Origin of the sequence: Paraburkholderia sp. IMGN_8 (assembly GCF_038050405.1) — a bacterium.
GTDB lineage: Bacteria > Pseudomonadota > Gammaproteobacteria > Burkholderiales > Burkholderiaceae > Paraburkholderia.
Genome location: NZ_CP150901.1, coordinates 1,530,249 through 1,550,928 on the forward strand (window position 1 = coordinate 1,530,249; position 20,680 = coordinate 1,550,928).

Genomic DNA, 20,680 nt, shown 5'->3' on the forward strand with positions numbered 1-20,680 from the left:
CAAGTTTTTGCAAGTCTATACAAACTAACTAGATCGTACAAATTAGAGCAAACCCCGAATGACGGATGCCGCCAATGCGCGCACACTGCACTCACGTTACAAAGAAGCGGCGTGTCTCATGGTCCGCTTCATGGTCCGCTTCATGGTCCGCTTCATGCGTTATTTTGCAGGAGTAGTTGTCGTGAGTTTTGCATCAGTGCTGGTCCTCAACGGACCGAATCTCAATCTGCTGGGCACGCGCGAGCCGGCCATCTACGGCTCGGAAACACTCGACGACGTCGCGAGACTTTGTCGCGACGCGGGCGAGCGGCTCGACCTGTCGATCGACTTCTGTCAGTCGAACGCCGAGCATCAGCTGATCGACTGGCTGCATGCGGCGCGCACCAAGGTCGACGGCATCGTGATCAATCCGGCTGCTTATACGCATACGTCGGTGGCGATCGCCGACGCGCTCTCCGCGATCGAAAAACCTGTAATCGAAGTGCATATTTCAAACGTGCATCGGCGCGAGGCGTTCCGGCATCACTCGTTTGTATCGGCGGTGGCCGAGGCTGTGATCATCGGCTGCGGCACGCAAGGTTATGTGCTCGCGCTGGAGCGGATGGCGGCCATTCTTAAGAATAGGGCGGCTAAATGAACACGAAGTCTTATCTTGTCGGCTTGATCGGTTCGGGCATCGGCGGCTCGCTGAGCCCCGCGATGCATGAGGAAGAGGGCAGCCGGCTCGGCTTGCACTATGTCTACCGGCGCATCGATCTGGAAGCATTGAAGCTCGACGCCACAGCGCTCCCCGATCTGCTCGTTGCGGCTGAGCGCATGGGTTTTAACGGCCTGAACGTCACGTACCCGTGCAAGCAGAGCGTCATCCCGCTGCTCGACGAGCTGTCCGACGACGCGCGCGCGCTCGGCGCCGTGAACACGGTTTTGCTTAAGGACGGTAAACGCATCGGCCACAACACTGACTGGTCTGGTTTCGCCCGCGCGTTTCAGCGCGGTTTGCCGGATGTGTCGCTGGAGCGCGTTGTCCAGCTGGGCGCGGGCGGCGCCGGCGCGGCGGTTGCCCATGCCGCGCTGACGATGGGCGCGAAAACGCTCACGCTGTTCGATGTGGATGCTACGCGCGCCGCGTCGCTCGCCGCGGAATTGCAAAAACGCTTTCCCGCGTCGACCGTGAGCGCCGAGGGCTCGCTTGCCGAGTCGCTGAAAGCCGCCAACGGCCTGATTCACGCAACGCCCACCGGGATGGCGAAATTGCCCGGCTTGCCGTTGCCGGTCGAATTGCTGCACCGCGACTTGTGGGTCGCCGACGTCGTCTATTTCCCGATTCGCACCGCGTTGTTGCAGGCGGCCGAAGCGCTCGGCTGCCGCACGCTGAGCGGCGGTGGCATGGCGGTCTATCAGGCGGTCGACGCAATGCGCATTTTCACCGGACTGGAACCGGACGCCGAGCGCGTGTACACGCATTTCCAGTCGTTGCTGGAAGGCTAGTCCAGTCACACGCTTCTGGCGCACGAGCAACGTACAAGAAGATCACCGACGATAAGAGAACTTTGGAGAAGACATGCCCCAACCGATTCATTCCAACCCCGCCGGCGCGACGCTGCCGGGCGATGCCGTGGTCAGCACGACACGCCGTTCGAAAGCCCGCTTTCAGATTCTCACGCTGCTGGCAGTCGGCACCATGATCAATTATCTGGACCGCACGGTGCTCGGCATCGCGGCGCCGCAGTTGACCAAGGAGCTCGGCATCAATGCCGCGCTGATGGGGCTGTTGTTCTCCGTGTTCTCGTGGAGCTATGTGGCCTCGCAGATTCCGGGCGGGCTGTTTCTCGACCGTTTCGGCAGCAAGATCACCTATTTTCTGTCGATGACGTTCTGGTCGCTGTGCACACTGGCACAAGGGCTGGTGCATGGCATCGGCGCGTTGTTCGTGTTCCGGCTCGGTCTCGGCGTGTCGGAAGCGCCGTGTTTTCCGACCAATAGCCGGGTAGTGGCGACGTGGTTCCCGCAAAGCGAACGCGCGATGGCAACCGGCACCTACACCGTCGGCGAATATATCGGCCTGGCGTTTTTCAGCCCGTTCCTGTTTATGCTGATGGGTGTGTTCGGCTGGCGTTCGCTGTTCTACGTGGTGGGCGGCGTGGGCATCGTATTCGGCTTCATCTGGTGGGCGTTCTATCGCGAGCCGCGCGATCATCCGTCGGCCAATCAGGCGGAGCTGGACTATATCGAAGCGGGTGGCGGTTTGACGCATCGGAAGAAGGATGCTGGTGCTTCTGGTGTCTCCGCCGCGTCCGCCGCGGCAGGCAAGAGCGGTTTCGAATGGCGGACCATCGGCCGCCTGCTCAAGCATCGCCAGTTGACCGGCATCTGTCTCGGCCAGTTCGCCGGCAACTCGACGCTGGTGTTCTTCCTCACCTGGTTTCCGACGTATCTCGCCACTGAGCGCCATATGGCGTGGCTGAAGATCGGCTTCTTCGCGATCATGCCGTTCATTGCCGCGTCGATCGGCGTGATGTTCGGCGGGCTTTTCTCCGACTGGCTCCTGCGGCGCGGCAAGTCGCCGAACGTCGCGCGCAAGCTGCCGATCATCGCCGGCCTGCTGCTCGCCTCGACGATCATTCTCGCCAACTATGTCGAGAGCAACGTGGCGGTGATCGCGATTCTGTCGGTGGCGTTTTTTGCGCAGGGCATGGCCGCGCTTGGCTGGACGCTGGTGTCGGATATCGCGCCCGACGGCCTGCTCGGCGTGACCGGCGGCATCTTCAACTTTGCGGCCAATCTGGCCGGCATCGTGACGCCGCTGGTGGTGGGATTCATCGTCGCGGCAACCGGCTCGTTTGTCGGCGCGCTGGTGTTCATCGGCGCGGTCGCGTTGATCGGCGCGCTGTCGTACATCTTTATCGTCGGCGATATCAAGCGGATCGTGCTGGCGGATTGAACGGCGCCTGAAGCGCTGGAAATGAAAGGGACGCGGCTTGCCGCGTCCCTTTCGTTATTTCAGTCTTCCTTGCGCACGAAGCGCAGCACGGCATCGACGATCATCGCGCGATGCCGGGCGCGCAAGCGCGGATGCGACGGATCGCGGCCGAACGCCGTGCCGAAGGTATGGCGATTGCCGATGCGGTGAAAGCACAGCGAGCTGATCAGCAGATGCAGGTCGATCGCATCGACGTCGCTGCGAAACTGCCCCGCCGCGATACCGCGTGAGAGCAGATCCTCGATCGTATGAATGACCGTGACGTTACGGCCTTTGAAGGTCTTCACCTGCTCGACGTACTTCGCGCCGTGAATGTTTTCGATCGTCACGAGGCGCACGAAGTCGCGCTGGCGGTCGTGATAGTCGAATGTGAACTCCACCAGCGCGCGCATTCCCTCGATCGGGTCGAGTTCGCTGACATGCAGATCCTGTTCGAGCGCGCGAATGTCGCCGTACACTTTTTCCAGCACTGCCTGATACAACCCTTCCTTGCTGCCGAAGTAGTAGTACAGCATGCGCTTGGTAGTGTTCGTGCGCTCCGCGATCGCGTCGACGCGCGCACCCGTCAGCCCCATTGCGGAGAACTCCTGGGTCGCGACGTCGAGAATGTTGCGCTTCGTCTGTTCGGGATCGTACTTGCGACGGGCGTCGCTACGCCGGGCGTCGGACGGGATGCCGTTGATATCAGGCTCGGCGGCCTTGCTTCCCTTTTTCATTGTGTATTCGAGCGGCAGTGACGGCGCATTCTAGCATGGTGAAAACGACGTCCGGAGCGGGTCCCGGGCATAAGCGGCGGCATAAGCGGTGGTGTACGGAGCAGCATCACAGCGGTGGGCGAGGTGCACGGCGCCGGGCTGCGAGCGCGTCGCGTGTTTGCATTGTGGTGTAGGTCAGTTGAGCGGCTGCCAGACCGAGCGCGCCGTACGTGCGCGTCAAACCGAAGGCCGCGAACGCTTCGGGCACCGGCCGTTCACCGGAGATCGCCGCCGCCAGCAATTCGCCGGAGACGGTGGTCGGCGCCATGCCGTGACCGCCGAAGCCGACCGCGTACCAGACACCGTCCGCACTGCGGCCGATTTGCGGCATCTTGTGCCGCGCGTAGCTCATCAGGCCGCCCCAGGCGTGCTCGATACGCACGTCGTGCAACTGCGGATAGACCTTCAGCAGATCGCGTCTCAACAGGCGCGCGATGACCTCCGGCGCGCGGTCGCGTACCGAGATGCGGCCGCCCCACAGGATGCGCGTGTCGGGCAGCGGGCGGTAATAGTCGAAGGCGAAGCGCGTGTCGTAGACGGCGGCGGATGTGTCGAGCGCGTCTTTCAGGCGCGCGCCGAGCGGTTCGGTGGCCATCACGTAGGTGGCGATCGGCAGCACCGCGCGCTCCACTTTGGCGTAGACGTTGCGCGCATAGCCGCCGCCTGCCATCACGACGTGGCGCGCTTCGATCGCGCCGTGCGGCGTGTGCACGATAAAGCCGGCGCCCTCGCGCTGCAAGCGCACGACGGGCGACTTCTCGTAGATCTGCACGCCTGCGTCGGCCGCCGCTCCGGCGACACCGAGTACGTATTTCAGCGGATGAAAATGGAACGCGTTGTGCTCGAGCAGGCCGCCGTGATAACGGCTCGTTTTCAGTTGCCGCGCAAGTCGCGCTGCCGGCACGGGTTCCCACTCGACGCCGAACGATTCCTGCATCAGGCGCCGCTGTGTGTCGAGCCGAGCGGGTTCATCGAACCAGTTGGCGAGGATCACGCCGGCGTAAGTCGCGTCGCAATCGATGCCGTAGCGCTGGATGCGGCGACGCATCAGATCGACGGCGTTGGTGGTCAGCGCATAGAGTTCGCGTGCGCGGGCCGGCCCCAGGGTTTTCAGCAGATCGGCGCAATCGAGACTATAGCCGCCGAACACGAATCCGCCGTTGCGTCCCGATGCGCCGAAGCCCACTTGCTGGGCCTCGAGCACGACCACCTCAGCGACGCCGCGCTCGGCGAGTCCCAGCGCGGTCGACAAACCCGCCAGCCCGCCGCCGATAATGCACACATTGGCGCTGTGGCGGCCGGACAGCGGAGCACGTTCGGGGCGGGTAACGGTGGCTTCGTAATAGCTTTGCATCCGGCTAGGGTAGCGGCAATCTCGCGCACACGTCCAGCCTTTGCTCGTGAATAGATGTAGCGGCGCATTGATAGAACCAGCGATAAAACAATCGCCGGCATTTGCAGACGGCGAATGCCGGCCCGCCAGGCACCTTTGCTCCGCTACTTGCTCCAGCGCAACACCAGCGGATCGAGCCGGCGCGCGACCTTCAGCAAGCCTTCTCGCGTGGCCGGATGCATCGGCGGCAATGGGTGGCGCACCGCGTCCGAGCGGATGATGCCGCCTTCCTTCATCAACGCTTTGCACGACGCGAGACCGCCCTGGCGGTTTTCGTAGTTGATGAGCGGCAGCCATTGCTGATAGTGCGCGGCGGCCGCTTCGGTATCGCCCGCGGCGTAGGCGTCGACGATCAGGCGGATGCCGTCGGCATAGCCGCCGCCGGTCATCGAACCGGTTGCGCCCGCATCGAGATCGGCCATCAAGGTGATCGCTTCTTCACCGTCCCACGGACCGATGACCGCGTCGCCGCCCAGTTCGATCAGCTCGCGAAGCTTGTTCGCCGCTTGCGGCACTTCGATCTTGAAGTACGACACGTTTTGCAGTTCGCGCGCCATCCGGGCGAGGAACGGCGCAGAGAGTGCCGTGCCGCTGACCGGTGCGTCCTGGATCATGATCGGAATCCCGATCGCGTCGGATACCGCGCGATAAAACTCATAGATCCCGCGCTCGCCGATGCGGATCGTCGCGCCGTGATACGGCGGCATGATCATCACCATCGCGGCGCCGGCCGCCTGTGCGTTGCGGCTGCGTTCGGCGCACAGGTGCGAGCTGAAATGCGTGGTCGTGACGATCACCGGCACGCGGCCCGCGACATGCTCGAGCACCGCGTGCATCAGCGTGTTGCGCTCGTCGTCGGAGAGCGCGAACTGTTCCGAGAAATTCGCCAGAATGCACAGGCCGTTGGAGCCCGCGTCGATCATGAAATCGATGCAGCGCTTCTGGCCTTCGAGGTCGAGACGGCCGGCGTCGTCGAAGATAGTCGGGGCGACGGGGAACACGCCGCGAAAAGGGACCTGGTTGGATGCGTTTGTCATGATGGCCGGTATGAACGAAGGTTGAGGGAAGGCTGTGAAGCGAGGGTGTTTTGAATGTCTCCGGCGTTGACTATACGGCGAGGTTCGCAAAGCTGTATATTGAATTGTTTCCATCTTGTGATCGCTTTTGCGACTCACCTCGCTGCCAGCTCGAAGCGCGCCGATCCCATGAAAGACACCCTGAACGTATTACTGTCGAGATTGCGTATGAAACAGCTGCAACTGCTGATCGCGCTCGACGATCACAAGTCCCTGCACAAAGCCGCCGGCACAATGTCGATGACGCAATCGGCCGCTAGCAAGGCGCTGCAGGAGCTCGAATCGATGCTGGAGGCGCCGCTCTTCGAGCGCTCGAAGAACGGCATGATCCCGAATCAGCTCGGCCATTGCGTGATCCGCTACGCGCGGCTTCTGGCGACGGACCTCACGTCGTTGTGTCAGGACGTCGCCGAAATACGCTCAGGGCGCGGCGGCCGTCTGGTGATCGGCGCGATCATGGGGGCGATTCCCGAGCGGGTCGTGCCGGCGCTGAACGAATTGCATGCCGGGCAGCCGAATCTGTCGATCGAGGTGGTGGAGGATACGAGTGCGCGGATGCTGCTGCAACTCGACGAAGGCCGCCTCGATCTGGTGATCGGCCGCGCGGCGGTCGCCGCCGATCCGTCGAAATACCACTATCGGCCGCTCGGTGACGAGCCGTTATCGGTGGTGGTCGGTTATAGCCATCCGGCGCTGCCGAAGAAGGAAGTGAAATTGCGCGATCTGGCCGGGCACCGTTGGGTGATGTATCCGTCGCATATGCCGCTGCATGCGTTGCTCGAACGGGAGATGGATCTGGCCGGCCTCGACATGCCGGACAATCCGATTTCAACCGCCTCCACCTTTGTGACAGTCGCGTTACTGCAAAGCAGTCCCGATCTGGTCTCGCTGTTACCCACGGGTATCGCCGAGTTGTTCGTCCGGCAAAAAATGCTGCGCATGGTGCCGGTCAAACTGAAGTCGCCTTCGCAGACGTTCGGCATCGTGACGCGCAAGGGCGGCGTGCTCTCGCCGGCGGCCGAACAGTTTATCCAGTTGATGCGTGGACAGAAGGAGGGGGAGGCAGCGCAAAAAAACGTCTGAAACGGCGGTTTTTCGGAGCGTGAAAGACCCCCAATATCGCATGGCAACTCGCGCTGCGCCATGCTTCGCGAGAGGGTGTTGCAGCGGCGACACTTTCGGGTAAATCCGAACCAATTGTGCGCTTCGGTTCCGCGCTACACTTACTGGAAGGTGCGCCTTAACTTGCAGCGTGGCGCCCGCCTCGGAGAGCAGCCATGAATCGGCCACTGGTTCGGTTTCCGCTTCGCGCGACAGGTAGGGCACCTGTCTGGAAGTGGCTCAAATGGGGGCTGGTAGCGGCATTTTTGTTTGCGCTGGCATTGGCGGCACGCTTTTGTCAGATCGAAATCGAAACCTCGCGGTTGCAGGCGCGCTATCTGTCCGAATTGACGAGCGACGTCGCTTTTTCCGTCGCCGACGGTCCAAGTCATTCCATCCGCTTTCCCTTAGCCGACCACGGTCCCTACGACAGCCGCCTTGGCTACGCTTTGCTGCCGTCATTCCAGCAGCGCCTGCTCGAACGCGGATTTGAAATCCGTTCACAGGCGCGCGATTCCGAGCGGATGCTGTGGCTGGCGGATAACGGTTTGTTCTTGCCTTACGCGGAAAAAGATCAGGCCGGGCTGCAACTCTTCGACGGCACCGGTACGCCACTCTTTGGTGCACAGTTCCCAGGCCGCGTGTATGACGACTTTGACGCGATTCCGCCGCTTGTCGTGGACTCGCTGCTTTTTATCGAAGACCGCTACCTGCTCGACCCGAATCAACCGAACCGCAACCCGGCAATCGACTGGGGACGTTTCAGCCGCGCGCTGGCCGATCAGGGCGCGCGTTTGTTCAACCGGCATCAGTCGACGCCCGGCGGCAGCACGCTAGCTACGCAGATTGAGAAGTTCCGTCACTCGGCGGGCGGACGCACCGCGGCGCCGCCGGAGAAATTGCGGCAAATCGCGTCGGCCTCGGTGCGTGCGTATCTGAACGGCCCGCAGACCATGCCCGCGCGCCAGCAGATCGTCGTGCACTATCTGAACTCGGTGCCGCTTGCCGCACAACCGGGTATCGGCGAAGTCAACGGTATCGGCGACGGTCTTGCCGCGTGGTACGGGCGCGATTTCAATGACGTGAACCGCATCCTCAAAGCGCCTTCGACGCTAGAGAATCTCGACGAGCAAGGCATCGCGTTCCGGCAGGTGCTGTCGCTGATGATCGCGCAACGTGCGCCGTCGTATTTCCTGAATCACGGCTATGCCGAACTCGAACGCCTGACGGACAGTTATTTGCGCCTGCTGGCGAGCAACAGCGTCATCTCGATCCCGCTGCGCGACGCCGCGCTGTCCGCGCAAGTGGAACTGCGTCACGCGTCCAGAACGCCGAACGCGGACTCGTTCGTGTCGCGCAAAGCCGTGACGTCGATGCGCTCGCATCTATTGGTGGCGCTCGGTATCCCGAGTTTCTACGAACTCGACCGGCTCGACCTGCAGGCGACCGGCACGCTCAACAACGCTGTGCAGCAGGCGGTCAGCGAACGGCTCGCCGCCGCGGCGACTCGCGACGGCGCAAAAGCCGCCGGCCTCGTGGGATACGAAATGCTGCGCGCGTCGGACGATCCGTCGCGAATCGCGTATAGCTTCACCCTGTTCGAACGGCGCGACGGCGCGAACCTCGTGCGGGTGCAAACCGATAGCGTCAACCAGCCGTTCGACATCAATTCGGGCGCGCGCCTGAATCTCGGTTCGACCGCAAAACTGCGCACCCTCGTGACGTACCTGCAAATCGTCTCCGAGCTGCATGCGCGTTATGCACCGCTAAGCACAGCGGAGCTGAAAGCCGTCAAACCCGATCCGAACGACAGATTGACGTACTGGGCGCTCGATTACCTGTCGCATACCTCGGACCGCTCGCTGCAAGCAATGCTCGATGCGGCCGTCGAACGCAAATATTCGGCAAGTCCTGGCGAGACGTTCTACACGGGCGGCGGCGCGCAGACCTTCAACAATTTCGAAGCCGACGACAACGGCCGCATCCTGACTGTGCACCGCGCGTTCCAGCATTCGGTGAATCTGGTGTTCGTGCGCCTGATGCGCGATATCGTGCACTACGAGATGGTTCAGACCACCGGGCCGTCGTCGCAATGGCTTGGCGATCCGGCGACGCGCAAGATGTATCTGACGCGTTTCGCGGATCAGGAAAGCCGCGTGTACATGAATCGTTTCTACACGAAGTATCACGGCAAAACCCCCGATCAGGCGCTGGCATTGTTGCTGCTCGGCGTGCGTAAATCGCCGCCTAAAGTGGCGACGGTATTGCGCAGCGTCGCGCCGGATGAATCCAACGCGTGGTTCAACGCGAAGATGCGTGCCGCGTTGAAGAACACGCCGGCCGCTTCCATGCTGGACGATGTGGATCTCGCGAACCTTTACGACAAGTACGCGATCGACCGCTTCAATCTGAACGACCGCGGCTACATTTCGAGTGTCCATCCGCTCGAATTGTGGACCATCAACTATCTGCGCGAGCATCCCGATGTGACGCTCAACCAGATGCAGAACGCGAGCCGCGACGTGCGTCTTTCCACGTACTCGTGGCTCTTCAAGACGCGCTATCACGCCACCCAGGATCGCCGCATCAAGCGGATGGTCGAACAGCGTGCGTACGCTGCGATCGGCAAGTCATGGCAGGCGCTCGGCTATCCGTTCGCGACGCTCACGCAGTCGTATGCGGCGGCGATCGGCGCGTCAGGCGACCGGCCGGCCGCGCTCGCGCAACTGATCGGCGTGATCGCTAACGGCGGCAACAAGGTGCCGACCGAAAGCCTCACGCAACTCGACTTCGCGAAAGACACGCCGTATGAAACGCATTTCGAGCGCGCGGCCGTGGCGCCCCAACAGCAGTTGTCGCCGGAAATCACCGGCGTGGTGAGAGGGTTGCTGCGCGACGTCGTAACGGGCGGCACAGCCCGGCGTCTCGCGCAAGGCATGACGTTCCCCGATGGGCAGACACTCGAGGTGTATGGCAAGACGGGTACCGGCGATCAGCGCTTTAACGTGTTCGCCAAAGGCGCGCGCCTGATCGAGTCGCGCAAGGTGAACCGCAGCGCAACTTTCGTGTTCGTGATGGGGGATCGTTTCTACGGCACGCTGACCGCGTGGGTGCATGAACCTTACGCGGCGCGTTACGAGTTCACGAGCGCGTTATCGGTGCAGCTGCTGAAGTCGCTCGCGCCGGTGTTGCAGCCGTTGCTGCAGGAGCAGCCCGCGAAAACCGCTTCTGCGACGAAGATAACCGCGGCGCAATAATGCCTAGTAGTCGGCGTCCACCGCCGGCTTCAGAAACAGCTCATGCACCGGCGCGAAGTGCGCATAGAGCGGCAGAATCGCGCCGCCCATCGCGCGCGCGTCCGCGCCGATGGTGCCTTCCAGCAGTTGCGGACGCACCATGCCTTCCCATTCGAAACGATCGAGCACACGCTCGGTACGGCGGATGATTTCGCGTACCAGTTGCCGGTCGAATTCGCCGTCGATCACCACCGCTTCCAGGTCGAGCAGCGCCGCCGCGTTGGTCAGTGCGTTGGCAATCGCGGGGCAAGCGGTGTCGAGCCATTGCTCGGTCTGCCGCCACAACTCCGGCGACAGCGCACGATGGTCGTGCGCGGCGGCGGCAGGCGCGCCCGCATCGCTCAACAGCTGTTCGAGCACAAAGCCGGATGCCGCATGCAGTAATTGCCGGGCAGGCTTGCGCGCGCTACCGTCCCTGAGCGGAATCGAACCGACGGCGCCCGCGTTGTCGTGCGGTCCTCCATGCAAGCGGCCGTCGATCACCAGACCGCCGCCGATAAACGTGCCGACGAACAGATACAGAAAATTGTGAATCCCGCGGCCCTGGCCCATCACGAGTTCGGCGGCGCAGGCGGCGGTCGTGTCCTTGGCGAACTCGACGGGCAAGCCTGTCATTGTCGCCACACGGCTGCGCAAGTCGATCTCGTTCCACGCTTCCAGCGCTTCGGGCGGCGCGCCGAGAAAGTCACGCCAGCCGCCGAGCCACAACGGCGCGGCCACGCCTACGCCGACCACTTTGCCGGCCTTCGCGCCGAGCGTCTGGTTCACGCGCGCCAGTTTGCTTTCGAGCGCGGGGAACAGCGTGCGCGGATCGGGATAGGCATACTCGAATACATCGCGGCACACCACGTGGCCCGCGAAGTCCATCGCCAGCACGTCGAGACTGCGGCGTCCCACCTTGATACCGATGGTGTACGCGCCCTCGGCACGCAACGCGATCGGCACCGACGGCTGACCGATCCGGCCGCGCACGCGCGCCTGCTTCTCGAGCAGTCCGTCGTCGATCAGACGCTCGACGATCATCGAGACCGTCTGCATCGACAGGCGCGTGAGACGGCCTACGTCGGCTTTCGGCAGCGGCCCGTGCAAGCGGATCGCCTGCAACACGATCCGTTCGTTGAACTGCCGCATGCCGACCTGATTCGAGCCGACCGTGCGTTTGAGGGGCGAGCGGGTACCGGTGGTTTCCATCGTCGAGTGCCGCCGCTCAGCAGGATGAAGACATCATGCAATCGCCTTGACGTCCGCTGTCTTCGCGCCCGTCATGATCGCGACAGCCTCTGACATGTGGATGTCTTTGGTGTTGACCAGCGCGGCGCGCCGGCCGAGCCGCTGAATGTGAATGCGGTCGGCGACTTCGAACACGTGCGGCATGTTGTGGCTGATCAGGATCACCGGCAGGCCGCGGTCGCGCACCCGGCGGATCAGTTCGAGCACCATGTTGCCTTCCTTCACGCCGAGCGCGGCGGTGGGCTCGTCGAGAATCACCACGTGGCGCGCAAACGCCGCGCTGCGCGCCACGGCGACGCCTTGACGCTGACCGCCTGAGAGGGTTTCGACCGCCTGGCGCATCGAGCGGATGCCGATCTGCAAGTCTTTCATATGCGAGGTCGCTTCCTCCAGCATGCGGCGCTTGTCGATCATCTTGAAGATCGAGCCGCGCCAGCCGGGCTTGAGCAACTCGCGGGCAAGGAACAGATTTTCGGCAATGCTCATCGCGGGCGCCACCGCGAGTTCCTGATACACGGTTTCGATTCCTTGAGCGCGTGCATCCAAAGGGCTGCGGAATTTGACCGGCTTGCCGTCGAGCAGAATCGCGCCTTCGTCGGGCACCGTGGCGCCGGAAAGGGCCTTGATCAACGACGATTTGCCCGCACCGTTATCGCCGATCACGGCGAGAATCTCGCCGGGCAGCACTTCGAAATCGCAACCGTCGAGCGCGGTGACGTTGCCGTAGCGTTTGACGAGTCCGCTTGCCTGCAGCACGGGCATCACGGCAGAAGCGGAAGTAGATGTCGACATGACTGACTCCTGTCGGCCTGAGTTAGCGCTTTAGCGCTTACTCAGGCCCCATGCAAGATAATTGCGGTTGGGTGATCAACCGCGACGATGAGAGAGTTTGTCCGCGGCGACCGCGAGAATCACCAGCATGCCGGTAATCAACACCTGGTACACCGAAGAGACGCCGATCAGCGTCAAGCCGTTGCGAAACACGCCGACAATCAGCGCGCCGAGCAGTGTGCCGACAATCGACCCTCGCCCGCCGAAAAGACTGGTGCCGCCCAGCACGACCGCGGTAATGCTGTCGAGATTCTCGGTTTGCCCCGCTTGCGGATCGCCGACGCCGGTGCGCGACACCGACAGCAGCGCGGCGATGCCGTAGATCGCGCCGGCCAGCGAATACACCGTGAGCAGGATCTTTTGCGACGAGAGGCCCATCAGGCGCGCGGCTTCGGCGTTATTGCCGAGCGCGTACAGATGCCGGCCGGGGACGGTGTCGCGTAACACGAACCACGTCGCCAGATACATCAGCAGCGTGAGCACCGTGCCGTAGGTGACCTCGGCGGGACCGAGCTTGAACGTGTTGCCGAAGAACATGATCGCGTCCGGCAGATTCGACACGCTTTCCGCGTTCGAATAAATCTGCGTCAGCGCGAAGGCAATGTTCAGCGTACCCAGGGTGACGATGAACGCGGGCAGTTTGATGCGTGTGATCAGTACGCCGTTGAGCGCACCGAATAGCGTGCTCGCGGCGATGCCGCACAGAATCGCAAGGACGGGCGGCACGCCGAGCGTGACCGCGAATTTGGTCATGATGATCGAGCCGAACGCCATCACCATCCCGCATGACAGGTCGATACCGCCGGTGAGCACGATCAGCGTCTGACCGATCGCGATGACGGCGACCACCATCGTCTGCTGCAGGATCAGCGACAGGTTCTGGAAAGACAGAAACCGGTTGCTCTGCGAGATGAAGAAGCCACAGGCAAGCACCAGCGCGATCAGCGGACCGATTTCAGCGAGCGACGGCAAGCGGTCGGTGAAGTGGCGCGAGTGGCTGACAGGCGCGGAGGGAGTCGACATGATGGGTGTCCTCGATGCATGAGCGTGGCTGGCAGGCCACGCGGCAAGTCCGGCGGCGGCCCACCAGGGGAGACCGCCGCCGCCGTACTATGTGCGTTACTTGTTGCCCCAGCAGTTGTCGAGGCCGAACTTCGAGTCCTTGCTGTCGACGCCGGACATTGCTTTGTCGGTGATGAGCGTCACGCCGGTGTCCTGATAGCCGGAGACCTTCTTGCCGGTCTTCGCATACTCGACGCCCGCCGTCACGCCGAGCGACGCCATCTTCAGCGGATACTGTTGAGAGGTTGCGGCAATCGCGCCGGCCTTCACATTGCGCACACCTTCGCAGCCGCCATCGATCGAGACGATCATCACGCTCTTATCCTTGCCCGCTGCTTTGAGCGCGCGATAAGCGCCGGCAGCGGCGGGTTCGTTGATCGTGTAGACGACGTTGATGTCGGGCGACTTCTGGAGGCAGTTTTCCATCGCCGTCTGGCCCTTCGACTGATCGCCGCGCGTGTCCTGGCTGCAGACCACAGAGGGGTCGCCTTCCTTCACGCCGAAGCCTTGCAGGAAACCGTTGTGGCGCAACACGCCGACCGACACGCCAGGCGCGAGGTCGAGCGTGGCGATCCTGGCTGGCTTGCCGTTCAGCGCGGCCTTCGCGTATTGGCCGATCAGCACGCCGGCTTTGAAGTTGTCGGTGGCGAAGAGGGCGTCGGTGGCATCTTGCGGATCGGTCGGCGTGTCGAGCGCGACCACCATCACGCCGGCGGCGCGCGCTTTCTTGATGCTCGGCACGATGGCTTTGGTATCGCTCGGCGTGATCAGAATCGCTTTCGCGCCGGCCGTCAGCATGTTTTCGATCGCGGTGACCTGGCTCGCGTTGTCGCCGTCGAACTTGCCGGCCGCGGTGAGCAGCTTGGCGCCGTCTTTTGTGGCAGCTGCTTCGGCGCCCTGTTTCATCTTGACGAAGAACGGGTTGGTGTCGGTCTTGGTGATGAGACCGACGACCGGTTGGTCGGCAGCCTGGGTGGCGCTCGCGCACCACACGGCGGACGCCGCTACGCACATCGAGACGATTTGCCTGGCGACAGGATGCCTGCGGGATTTCAGATTCATGGGACGCTCCTCCGGTTATTGGTAACGATGTCGTGGACTGCGGGCGGTTGGGCACACGAACGCTGCGCGTTTGCAACCTGGTGCTACGGGACGGCAGTCCGAAGCAGACCGCCTAAATCACTCAGCTTGATTTAGTACAGCAGGCGCGCGGACGCTCGTCAAGAAAGCGATCGGCCGGGACGGTGCTGCACCGGCTTCGCTATAAACGCGGCGCGCCTTATGTGACAGGACTTTTCGGGAGTGGTGCGCTGCAAGATGGAAGCGCGGGACTTGGGGAAAGTCCTGGCTCGGTTGAAAGCTATTTGAATGCTGAATGAGGTTTTCGCGAGGGGTTAGCCTCTTATCTATCCGGCAGCAGAAAGAGAGGCCGGTCGTCTGCGCGGCAAGTGAGATTCAGGCCGCGTTCCCATGCAACCGTCATTGGATGGGCGACCGCGGCAAACTCGGAATGCGCGGCTGCATAGTCGTGCAGTTCAGTCGTGGCTTGCTGAACGCCGTGCGCGACTGCATCGAGCGCATGGCGAACGCGCGCGGCGGACAGATCGCAGGCCAGACGGCCGAATTTCATCAGCTCGCTGTGCTTCGGATAACGGCTTGTACCGTTGAGCGTCAGAGCCAGCGGGTCATTGGGGATATAGGCTTGCGTACACACGATGTCGAACGCGGGCGCAAGACGAACGTCTTCGAGCGGATCGTCATACAGGACGCCGAAGTTTTTTAGGTGCGCGTCGCCGTTACGCAGCGCGCAAGACAGCGCGAGCGACGTAAAGAACTGCGACAGCGCTTCAGCCTTGTTTTGCGGCGAAACCATCTCTTTGATGCGCCTGGCGATACGCTCGTACGTGGACTCGTATTTATCGCTAGTCGGCATCACATAGAGGGAGCAGAAGTCCTCGAAGCCGCGATAGTGACCTTCCGGCGCCAGATCGAAACGCTCTACGATCAGCAGCGCGCCATCGTCGGATAGCGATACACGCGGCACAGGCAATCCCGCAATCTCCGCGGCGCGCATGCAGAAGAACTCGTTTGCGGCCAGCCCCGGAAAAACGGCTGGGTCGAACGACTTGACGATGTGCGTGGTGCCGCGCACCGCGAGATGGTTCGGCCGGGTCTCGTCTACCGCGCGCACGAGTACTTTGGGTTGCACGCCGGCGACGCCGGAGTAAGTCGCGTATTCCTCGAAGATGTTTTCGAGCAGACCCTCTGTGCCGGGCTTCGCGAGCAGGCTGGAGAGTTGCAGGTTGGGCGCCGCCTCGACACGGGTAGAAGTCTCCGCGTAGCGAAGGCGGCCGATCTGCGAATGCCCGACCACCTGCAGAACCGAGAACTCGTCGGGATAGGCTGCGGTTCCGCGCAGCATCCGCATCACTCTGTCGAGCAGATAGCCTTCCGGAATGTTCGACTGGAAGATCGGATGCAGATGGCTGTAGATCTTGAACTGGTCGGGTCCGACCGGCATCATCAGAGACACCTTGTCTGCCGGTGTCGCCTCAGGAAGATAGTTGAAGACGTAACAATTGGCCTCGAGCGCGCTTCGGTCAAGGATGCCGATCGGCTTGCTATTGTTGAAGACGTACATGATCAGTCCCGCTGCGCCGACGTACGCGTTGCATTGAGCGTTGCCAACTTCAGGCGCTCATTCTCGGCAAGCTGCTCATCCCAACTCAGCAGCTTTTGCTCTCGCGGCCGGACGACGAGTTCCAGGTTGAACTGATCGCAAAGCGCCATGACTTTTCGGATGCCGACTTCGCTGACCGTGCCGTTCTCGATTCCCGAAATGGTGGCCCGGCTCATTCGCAACGGGCTGCCAGCCTGCTCCTGGCTCAGGCCCTTCGCCTTGCGGGCGGCACGAATCGCTTTGCCAATTTCACTAAAGTCCATGATTGCACCGTATGTAATGCATAAAATTTTAAGATGCCTGAGTTGATGCATCTTTAACATCTTTTTGCATTATATTTGATGCAAAATGGAAATCAAGATGAACGTATCATATACGATGCATTGATGGCAAAATCGGTCTTATTTTTTATAAATGCATTATATAAGGTGTAATTCAACTCGGCGACAAGCGCGTCGTGGCCGATACGCACCGAACTGTTCGATAATGCCGATCGCCGTTTTTGTACTGTTCGACATCCAGCTGATACGGGCACTGGAGGTTGCCGACTGCGGCCATCAGACACGCAAGCTCATCGGCGGGAATGAGTCGCGGCACACGCACCGGGATCTTCGGAATACCCCGATGCTCAACAACGGTCTGCGCGGTGTGTCGTCCCACTCCCATGCAGCGGTGTTACGAAAGAACTGAGATATATCTTTCGCTCATCTGGACGCATCGCCGCCTCTCCACACTGATGTCTTTCGCTTCGGCGAGTCCAGTCAAAGAGAAGATGATGAAGTGGCCAGCACTCGCAATCGCTGCAACGACCCTCGCCGCGACCGGCGCGGTTGCGGCTCAAGGAATGCCCGAGAGTCAGGGCAAGACCCGGGAGCAGGTGCGCGAGGAGATGATTCAGGCGCGGCGGGACGGATGGTTGCCGTACAGGCGGCATGACTATCCTCCGAGCACAGCGACCATCAAAAGGAACAAGGAACTTTACGCAATCGCCCATCCGGACGATGCAGCGGTCAAAGAAGCGTCCGCAGACGCGAAGTGAGCATCCTTGCGGCTTGTGCCTGGCGTTCCATCGGCGACGTCAACACTGACCTGCCGACGCTTCATTGAGGGCGCCCGGCACTCACGCCCGCCAATCAGTCAATATATCTGTCGCCCGGACGGTCGCGGCGTCGCGAACGTCGCCGTGCGTTCGCCATGCGTCGCACGGCGTCAACATCCCCCTCATCGCAAGTTTCAAATCCCACGGTCGCCGCCGAATCTGGAGTACATCCGGAACAGTCACGCGCCGTGTTCAGCTCTCTGTCGAAGATGACAGAAATATCATCCTCGCATCATCTTTGCACCGCAGCAGAACCGTAGCATCGCTCATACCCCTTCATGACTTCACCCTTCCATGCTCATCCGCCACCTTGCTGCCGCACTTGCGATTGCCGCAGCAACCCCAGCTTACTCACAGTCGATATCACTCCCGGCGGACAGTAGCCACCAGCCGCCAGCAGGCGCCGCCGTGACCACGGCCAGCGAAGTCGCGCTGACGCCGTTGTCGCTCGACGACGCGCTCGGAATCGCGACTCAGAGCAATCCGTTGCTTCGCGGCGCGCGCGCCGATGCGGACGCGTCTCAAGGCACGTTCATGCAGGCGGGCGCCCGACCCAATCCAGAGATATCGTTGCTGCAGGAGGGGTTCGGGGGCACCGAGCGCACGACTACTGCGCTGGTGAACCAGACTCTTGAGCTTGGCGGCAAACGTCGGGCTCGGCTGGACGTCGCTTCGTACGGGCGTGAGGTAGCACTTGCTTCACTCGACGGTCGTGGGGCGGCTCTGCGTTCGGATGTCGTTGCGGCCTTTTATGGATTGCTAGCAGCTCAACGCCAATTGCAGGTCGCGCAGGAGTCGGCAGATATCGCAGAGCGGTCCGCAGAGCTTGCCGGGAAGCGCTCGCGCGCCGGCAAGGTTTCTCCCGTCGAGGCGACGAAAGCGCGGGTTGCAGCGACAGGCGTCCAGATTGAGCTCGCGAATGCGAGGACACGCGTCTCGACTGCAGGGGAGGCGCTGGCCAACGCAACGGGCAGTCCGCTCGTGCGGGGACGGTCCGCAACCGGCGACATCGAAACCGTGCCGGCAGTCGAACCGCTATCGCAACTCCTGCAACGTCTATCCAACGCGCCTCTCTCGCGAGTCGCCCGAGCCGAAATGCTCCGCTCCAACGCCACCATTTCAGTGGAGCGGGCAAAGCGTATCCCCGACATCACAATCAGTGCTGGGATGAAGCGGGTCATTACCGGCGGCATACGGGACAACCAGGCAGTCGTCGGTGTCTCCATACCGCTTCCCCTGTTCGATACGAACAAGGGCGCACTCCTTGAAGCGGTTCATAAGGCCGAGAAGGCGAACGCCGATTTCGACAGCGAAAAGGCACGACTGCAACTGGAATTGACCCAGGCATACGCGAACTATGAGAACTCGACGCACGCTGCGCGCAGGTTGAAGACCGACGTCCTGCCGGCCGCGCGCGAGGCGCTCGATGCCATGTCGCGAGGATATGAGCTCGGCAAGTTCGGTTTTCTCGATGTGCTGGACGCACAGCGCACGCTTTTCCAGGGGCAGTCGCAATACGTGCAGGCTTTGACCGACGCGCATCTTGCCTACGCCGACATCGGCCGGCTCGTTGGCATGCCCCTGCGCAGCGACATCGACCAGACGACCCATTTACCTTGAAGGATTCATCATGACGCGCAGAAAAATCATCATCGCCACGGCGGCCACCATCGGTGGCATAAGCATTGCGCTTGCGGCGTTGGCATTGACACGCGAGTCGTCAAGCACCGCATCTGTTTCTGGAGCCGTTGAAACGTCGCAATCGGCGGAGGGAGCCATTGGACAGCATGGAGGGACCGTGCTCAGAAATGGCGCAATGGCCGTTGAAATCGTCCTGTCCGAGAAGCCCGGCGATGCCCGTCTTGTCGTCTATCCGTTTATCGACGGCAAGCCATCCGATAAGGGCGTGGCAGTGTCCGGCACCGTTACTCGCTACGACGGTGTGAAAGAGCCGCTGCAGTTCATGCCTGCGGGTCAAAAGTTCACGTCCACGCAGCCGATAGCCAAACCCCATGTATTTGATGCGTCCATCGACCTCAAGTGGCTAGGGCAATCCGCATCATTTGCTTTCTCTCGCGTCGATGGTGCGGTCGCGTTGAGTGCCGAACAGGTAAAGGCGGCTCAGATTGGTCTGGCTCAGGCTGGCCCGGCGCAAGTCGTCACGTCATTCCAGCTTCCTGGCGAAATTAGATTCAACGAGGACCGCACCGCTCACGTCGTGCCGCGTGTGGCTGGTATCGTCGAGCGCGTCACCGTATCAATCGGAGAGAAGGTCGAGAAAGGACAGTTGCTCGCGGTCATCGCAAGTACTGACCTCGCTGACCGCAGAAGCGAACTCCTGACTGCGGAGCGTCGGCTCTCGGCTGCACGAACCTCATACGAGCGGGAGAAGACTCTCTGGCAGGAGCGGATTTCCGCTGAGCAGGACTATCTCCAGGTGCAGGTGCAGTTGCGCGAAGCAGAGATTGCCACGCAGAACGCTCGGCAGAAGCTGTCCGCTCTGGGCGCTCCAGTTTCTGCGGGCGCACTGAACCGCTACGAACTGCGCGCACCGTTCACCGGAACAATAGTTGAGAAGCACGCGACACCTGGCGAGGCAATTGCGGCAGATGCGAATGTTTTCGTTGTCTCCGACCTTTCATCCGTGTGGGCCGAGATGGCGGTGCCCGCCCAGCGGCTGAACGATGTTCGAGTCGGCCGCGAAGCAACCGTGAGCGCCACAGCGTTCGAATCGAAATCGAGCGGCCCCATCGCGTATGTAGGCGCGCTACTGGGAGAACAGACCCGCACGGCACCGGCGCGTGTTGTGCTGCCGAATCCTGACGGCGCGTGGCGTCCGGGCATGTTCGTCAATGTCTCGGTGGACGCGGGCAGACAGCACGTGCCGGTCGCAGTGGCGAGTGACGCACTGCAGGATATCGAAGGTGCGCAGGCAATCTTTGTGTGGTCACCCAAGGGATTCGTTGCTCAAGCCATCGAGACTGGACGCCGTGATGATCATGTGGTTGAGGTTGTCAAAGGGCTTAAGCCTGGTCAGCAGTATGTCGCGTCCAACAGTTTCGTACTCAAGGCCGAACTCGGGAAAGGCAGTGTTGAGGAAGAGTAGCTCCAAAGCCCCGAACCTCTGACGACCTGCAGCAGGCAGGTTGCGCACCCCTTACCCGGTTTCATAGGACC

At 61.9% G+C, this 20,680-nt stretch carries 17 protein-coding genes; 8 read left to right on the plus strand and 9 right to left on the minus strand.

From position 1 onward, the window contains the following. The first annotated feature begins 181 nt into the window (after positions 1–181). From aroQ to WN982_RS28135, 3 genes are all read left to right on the plus strand, one after another. Positions 182–637, plus strand: coding sequence for a type II 3-dehydroquinate dehydratase (gene aroQ / locus WN982_RS28125; protein ID WP_341318852.1), 456 nt, complete (start codon positions 182–184; stop codon positions 635–637). Further along, the gene (locus tag WN982_RS28130) at positions 634–1,488 is read left to right on the plus strand and encodes a shikimate dehydrogenase (protein ID WP_341318853.1); all 855 of its coding nucleotides are present in this window, start codon (positions 634–636) and stop codon (positions 1,486–1,488) included. The genes aroQ and WN982_RS28130 overlap by 4 nt, the downstream gene beginning before the upstream one ends. Before the next feature lie 73 nt (positions 1,489–1,561). After that, a complete protein-coding gene (locus WN982_RS28135) occupies positions 1,562–2,941 on the plus strand; it encodes an MFS transporter (RefSeq protein WP_341318854.1) in 1,380 nt (459 codons plus the stop codon). 59 nt (positions 2,942–3,000) lie between these two features. Here the strand turns inward: WN982_RS28135 and WN982_RS28140 are convergent, their stop codons facing one another. From WN982_RS28140 to WN982_RS28150, 3 genes are all read right to left on the minus strand, one after another. After that, positions 3,001–3,696, minus strand: coding sequence for a TetR family transcriptional regulator (locus tag WN982_RS28140; RefSeq protein WP_341318855.1), 696 nt, complete (start codon positions 3,694–3,696; stop codon positions 3,001–3,003). Between the two features lie 106 nt (positions 3,697–3,802). Then, complete coding sequence (locus WN982_RS28145; protein ID WP_341318856.1) at positions 3,803–5,089, minus strand: FAD-binding oxidoreductase; 1,287 nt, start codon at positions 5,087–5,089, stop codon at positions 3,803–3,805. 143 nt (positions 5,090–5,232) lie between these two features. After that, a complete protein-coding gene (locus WN982_RS28150; RefSeq protein ID WP_341318857.1) occupies positions 5,233–6,165 on the minus strand; it encodes a dihydrodipicolinate synthase family protein in 933 nt (310 codons plus the stop codon). A 168-nt stretch (positions 6,166–6,333) separates the two neighbouring features. Between WN982_RS28150 and WN982_RS28155 the strand changes: the two genes are divergently transcribed. Together WN982_RS28155 and WN982_RS28160 are read left to right on the plus strand one after the other, a co-directional pair. After that, the gene (locus WN982_RS28155) at positions 6,334–7,287 is read left to right on the plus strand and encodes a LysR family transcriptional regulator (RefSeq protein WP_341318858.1); all 954 of its coding nucleotides are present in this window, start codon (positions 6,334–6,336) and stop codon (positions 7,285–7,287) included. A gap of 194 nt (positions 7,288–7,481) precedes the next feature. Next, positions 7,482–10,562 carry a transglycosylase domain-containing protein gene (locus WN982_RS28160; RefSeq protein WP_341318859.1) on the plus strand — a complete coding sequence of 1,027 codons (3,081 nt, stop codon included), beginning with the start codon at positions 7,482–7,484 and terminating at the stop codon, positions 10,560–10,562. Positions 10,563–10,565: 3 nt separating this feature from the next. Here the strand turns inward: WN982_RS28160 and WN982_RS28165 are convergent, their stop codons facing one another. From WN982_RS28165 to WN982_RS28190, 6 genes are all read right to left on the minus strand, one after another. Beyond that, positions 10,566–11,792: an ROK family transcriptional regulator gene (locus tag WN982_RS28165; protein ID WP_341318860.1), complete on the minus strand. Its 1,227-nt coding sequence runs from the start codon at positions 11,790–11,792 to the stop codon at positions 10,566–10,568. Between the two features lie 33 nt (positions 11,793–11,825). Continuing rightward, positions 11,826–12,623, minus strand: a complete 798-nt coding sequence (locus WN982_RS28170; protein WP_341318861.1) for an ATP-binding cassette domain-containing protein — start codon at positions 12,621–12,623, stop codon at positions 11,826–11,828. A 75-nt stretch (positions 12,624–12,698) separates the two neighbouring features. Continuing rightward, a complete protein-coding gene (locus tag WN982_RS28175; protein WP_341318862.1) occupies positions 12,699–13,685 on the minus strand; it encodes an ABC transporter permease in 987 nt (328 codons plus the stop codon). A gap of 96 nt (positions 13,686–13,781) precedes the next feature. Further along, complete coding sequence (locus WN982_RS28180) at positions 13,782–14,786, minus strand: sugar ABC transporter substrate-binding protein (protein ID WP_341318863.1); 1,005 nt, start codon at positions 14,784–14,786, stop codon at positions 13,782–13,784. A gap of 340 nt (positions 14,787–15,126) precedes the next feature. Next, the gene (locus tag WN982_RS28185; RefSeq protein WP_341318864.1) at positions 15,127–16,365 is read right to left on the minus strand and encodes a type II toxin-antitoxin system HipA family toxin; all 1,239 of its coding nucleotides are present in this window, start codon (positions 16,363–16,365) and stop codon (positions 15,127–15,129) included. Between the two features lie 2 nt (positions 16,366–16,367). Continuing rightward, entirely contained in the window at positions 16,368–16,667 is a 300-nt protein-coding gene (locus tag WN982_RS28190; protein ID WP_341318865.1) for a helix-turn-helix transcriptional regulator, read from the minus strand. A gap of 512 nt (positions 16,668–17,179) precedes the next feature. Here WN982_RS28190 and WN982_RS28195 point away from each other — a divergent pair. The 3 genes from WN982_RS28195 (at position 17,180) to WN982_RS28205 (ending at position 20,609) form a co-directional block, all read left to right on the plus strand. Continuing rightward, positions 17,180–17,443: a DUF4148 domain-containing protein gene (locus tag WN982_RS28195; protein WP_341318866.1), complete on the plus strand. Its 264-nt coding sequence runs from the start codon at positions 17,180–17,182 to the stop codon at positions 17,441–17,443. A 354-nt stretch (positions 17,444–17,797) separates the two neighbouring features. After that, a complete protein-coding gene (locus WN982_RS28200) occupies positions 17,798–19,123 on the plus strand; it encodes a TolC family protein (RefSeq protein ID WP_341318867.1) in 1,326 nt (441 codons plus the stop codon). 10 nt (positions 19,124–19,133) lie between these two features. After that, positions 19,134–20,609 (plus strand): efflux RND transporter periplasmic adaptor subunit, encoded by a 1,476-nt coding sequence (locus WN982_RS28205; RefSeq protein WP_341318868.1) that lies wholly within the window; start codon positions 19,134–19,136, stop codon positions 20,607–20,609. Positions 20,610–20,680 lie beyond the last annotated feature (71 nt).

Coding starts and splice junctions, on each gene's coding strand:
- WN982_RS28130 (WP_341318853.1), top strand. CDS start 634: ATGAACACGAAGTCTTATCTTGTCGGCTTGATCGGTTCGGGCATCGGC.
- WN982_RS28135 (WP_341318854.1), top strand. CDS start 1,562: ATGCCCCAACCGATTCATTCCAACCCCGCCGGCGCGACGCTGCCGGGC.
- WN982_RS28140 (WP_341318855.1), bottom strand. CDS start 3,696: ATGAAAAAGGGAAGCAAGGCCGCCGAGCCTGATATCAACGGCATCCCG.
- WN982_RS28145 (WP_341318856.1), bottom strand. CDS start 5,089: ATGCAAAGCTATTACGAAGCCACCGTTACCCGCCCCGAACGTGCTCCG.
- WN982_RS28150 (WP_341318857.1), bottom strand. CDS start 6,165: ATGACAAACGCATCCAACCAGGTCCCTTTTCGCGGCGTGTTCCCCGTC.
- WN982_RS28155 (WP_341318858.1), top strand. CDS start 6,334: ATGAAAGACACCCTGAACGTATTACTGTCGAGATTGCGTATGAAACAG.
- WN982_RS28160 (WP_341318859.1), top strand. CDS start 7,482: ATGAATCGGCCACTGGTTCGGTTTCCGCTTCGCGCGACAGGTAGGGCA.
- WN982_RS28165 (WP_341318860.1), bottom strand. CDS start 11,792: ATGGAAACCACCGGTACCCGCTCGCCCCTCAAACGCACGGTCGGCTCG.
- WN982_RS28170 (WP_341318861.1), bottom strand. CDS start 12,623: ATGTCGACATCTACTTCCGCTTCTGCCGTGATGCCCGTGCTGCAGGCA.
- WN982_RS28175 (WP_341318862.1), bottom strand. CDS start 13,685: ATGTCGACTCCCTCCGCGCCTGTCAGCCACTCGCGCCACTTCACCGAC.
- WN982_RS28180 (WP_341318863.1), bottom strand. CDS start 14,786: ATGAATCTGAAATCCCGCAGGCATCCTGTCGCCAGGCAAATCGTCTCG.
- WN982_RS28185 (WP_341318864.1), bottom strand. CDS start 16,365: ATGTACGTCTTCAACAATAGCAAGCCGATCGGCATCCTTGACCGAAGC.
- WN982_RS28190 (WP_341318865.1), bottom strand. CDS start 16,667: ATGGACTTTAGTGAAATTGGCAAAGCGATTCGTGCCGCCCGCAAGGCG.
- WN982_RS28195 (WP_341318866.1), top strand. CDS start 17,180: ATGAAGTGGCCAGCACTCGCAATCGCTGCAACGACCCTCGCCGCGACC.
- WN982_RS28200 (WP_341318867.1), top strand. CDS start 17,798: ATGCTCATCCGCCACCTTGCTGCCGCACTTGCGATTGCCGCAGCAACC.
- WN982_RS28205 (WP_341318868.1), top strand. CDS start 19,134: ATGACGCGCAGAAAAATCATCATCGCCACGGCGGCCACCATCGGTGGC.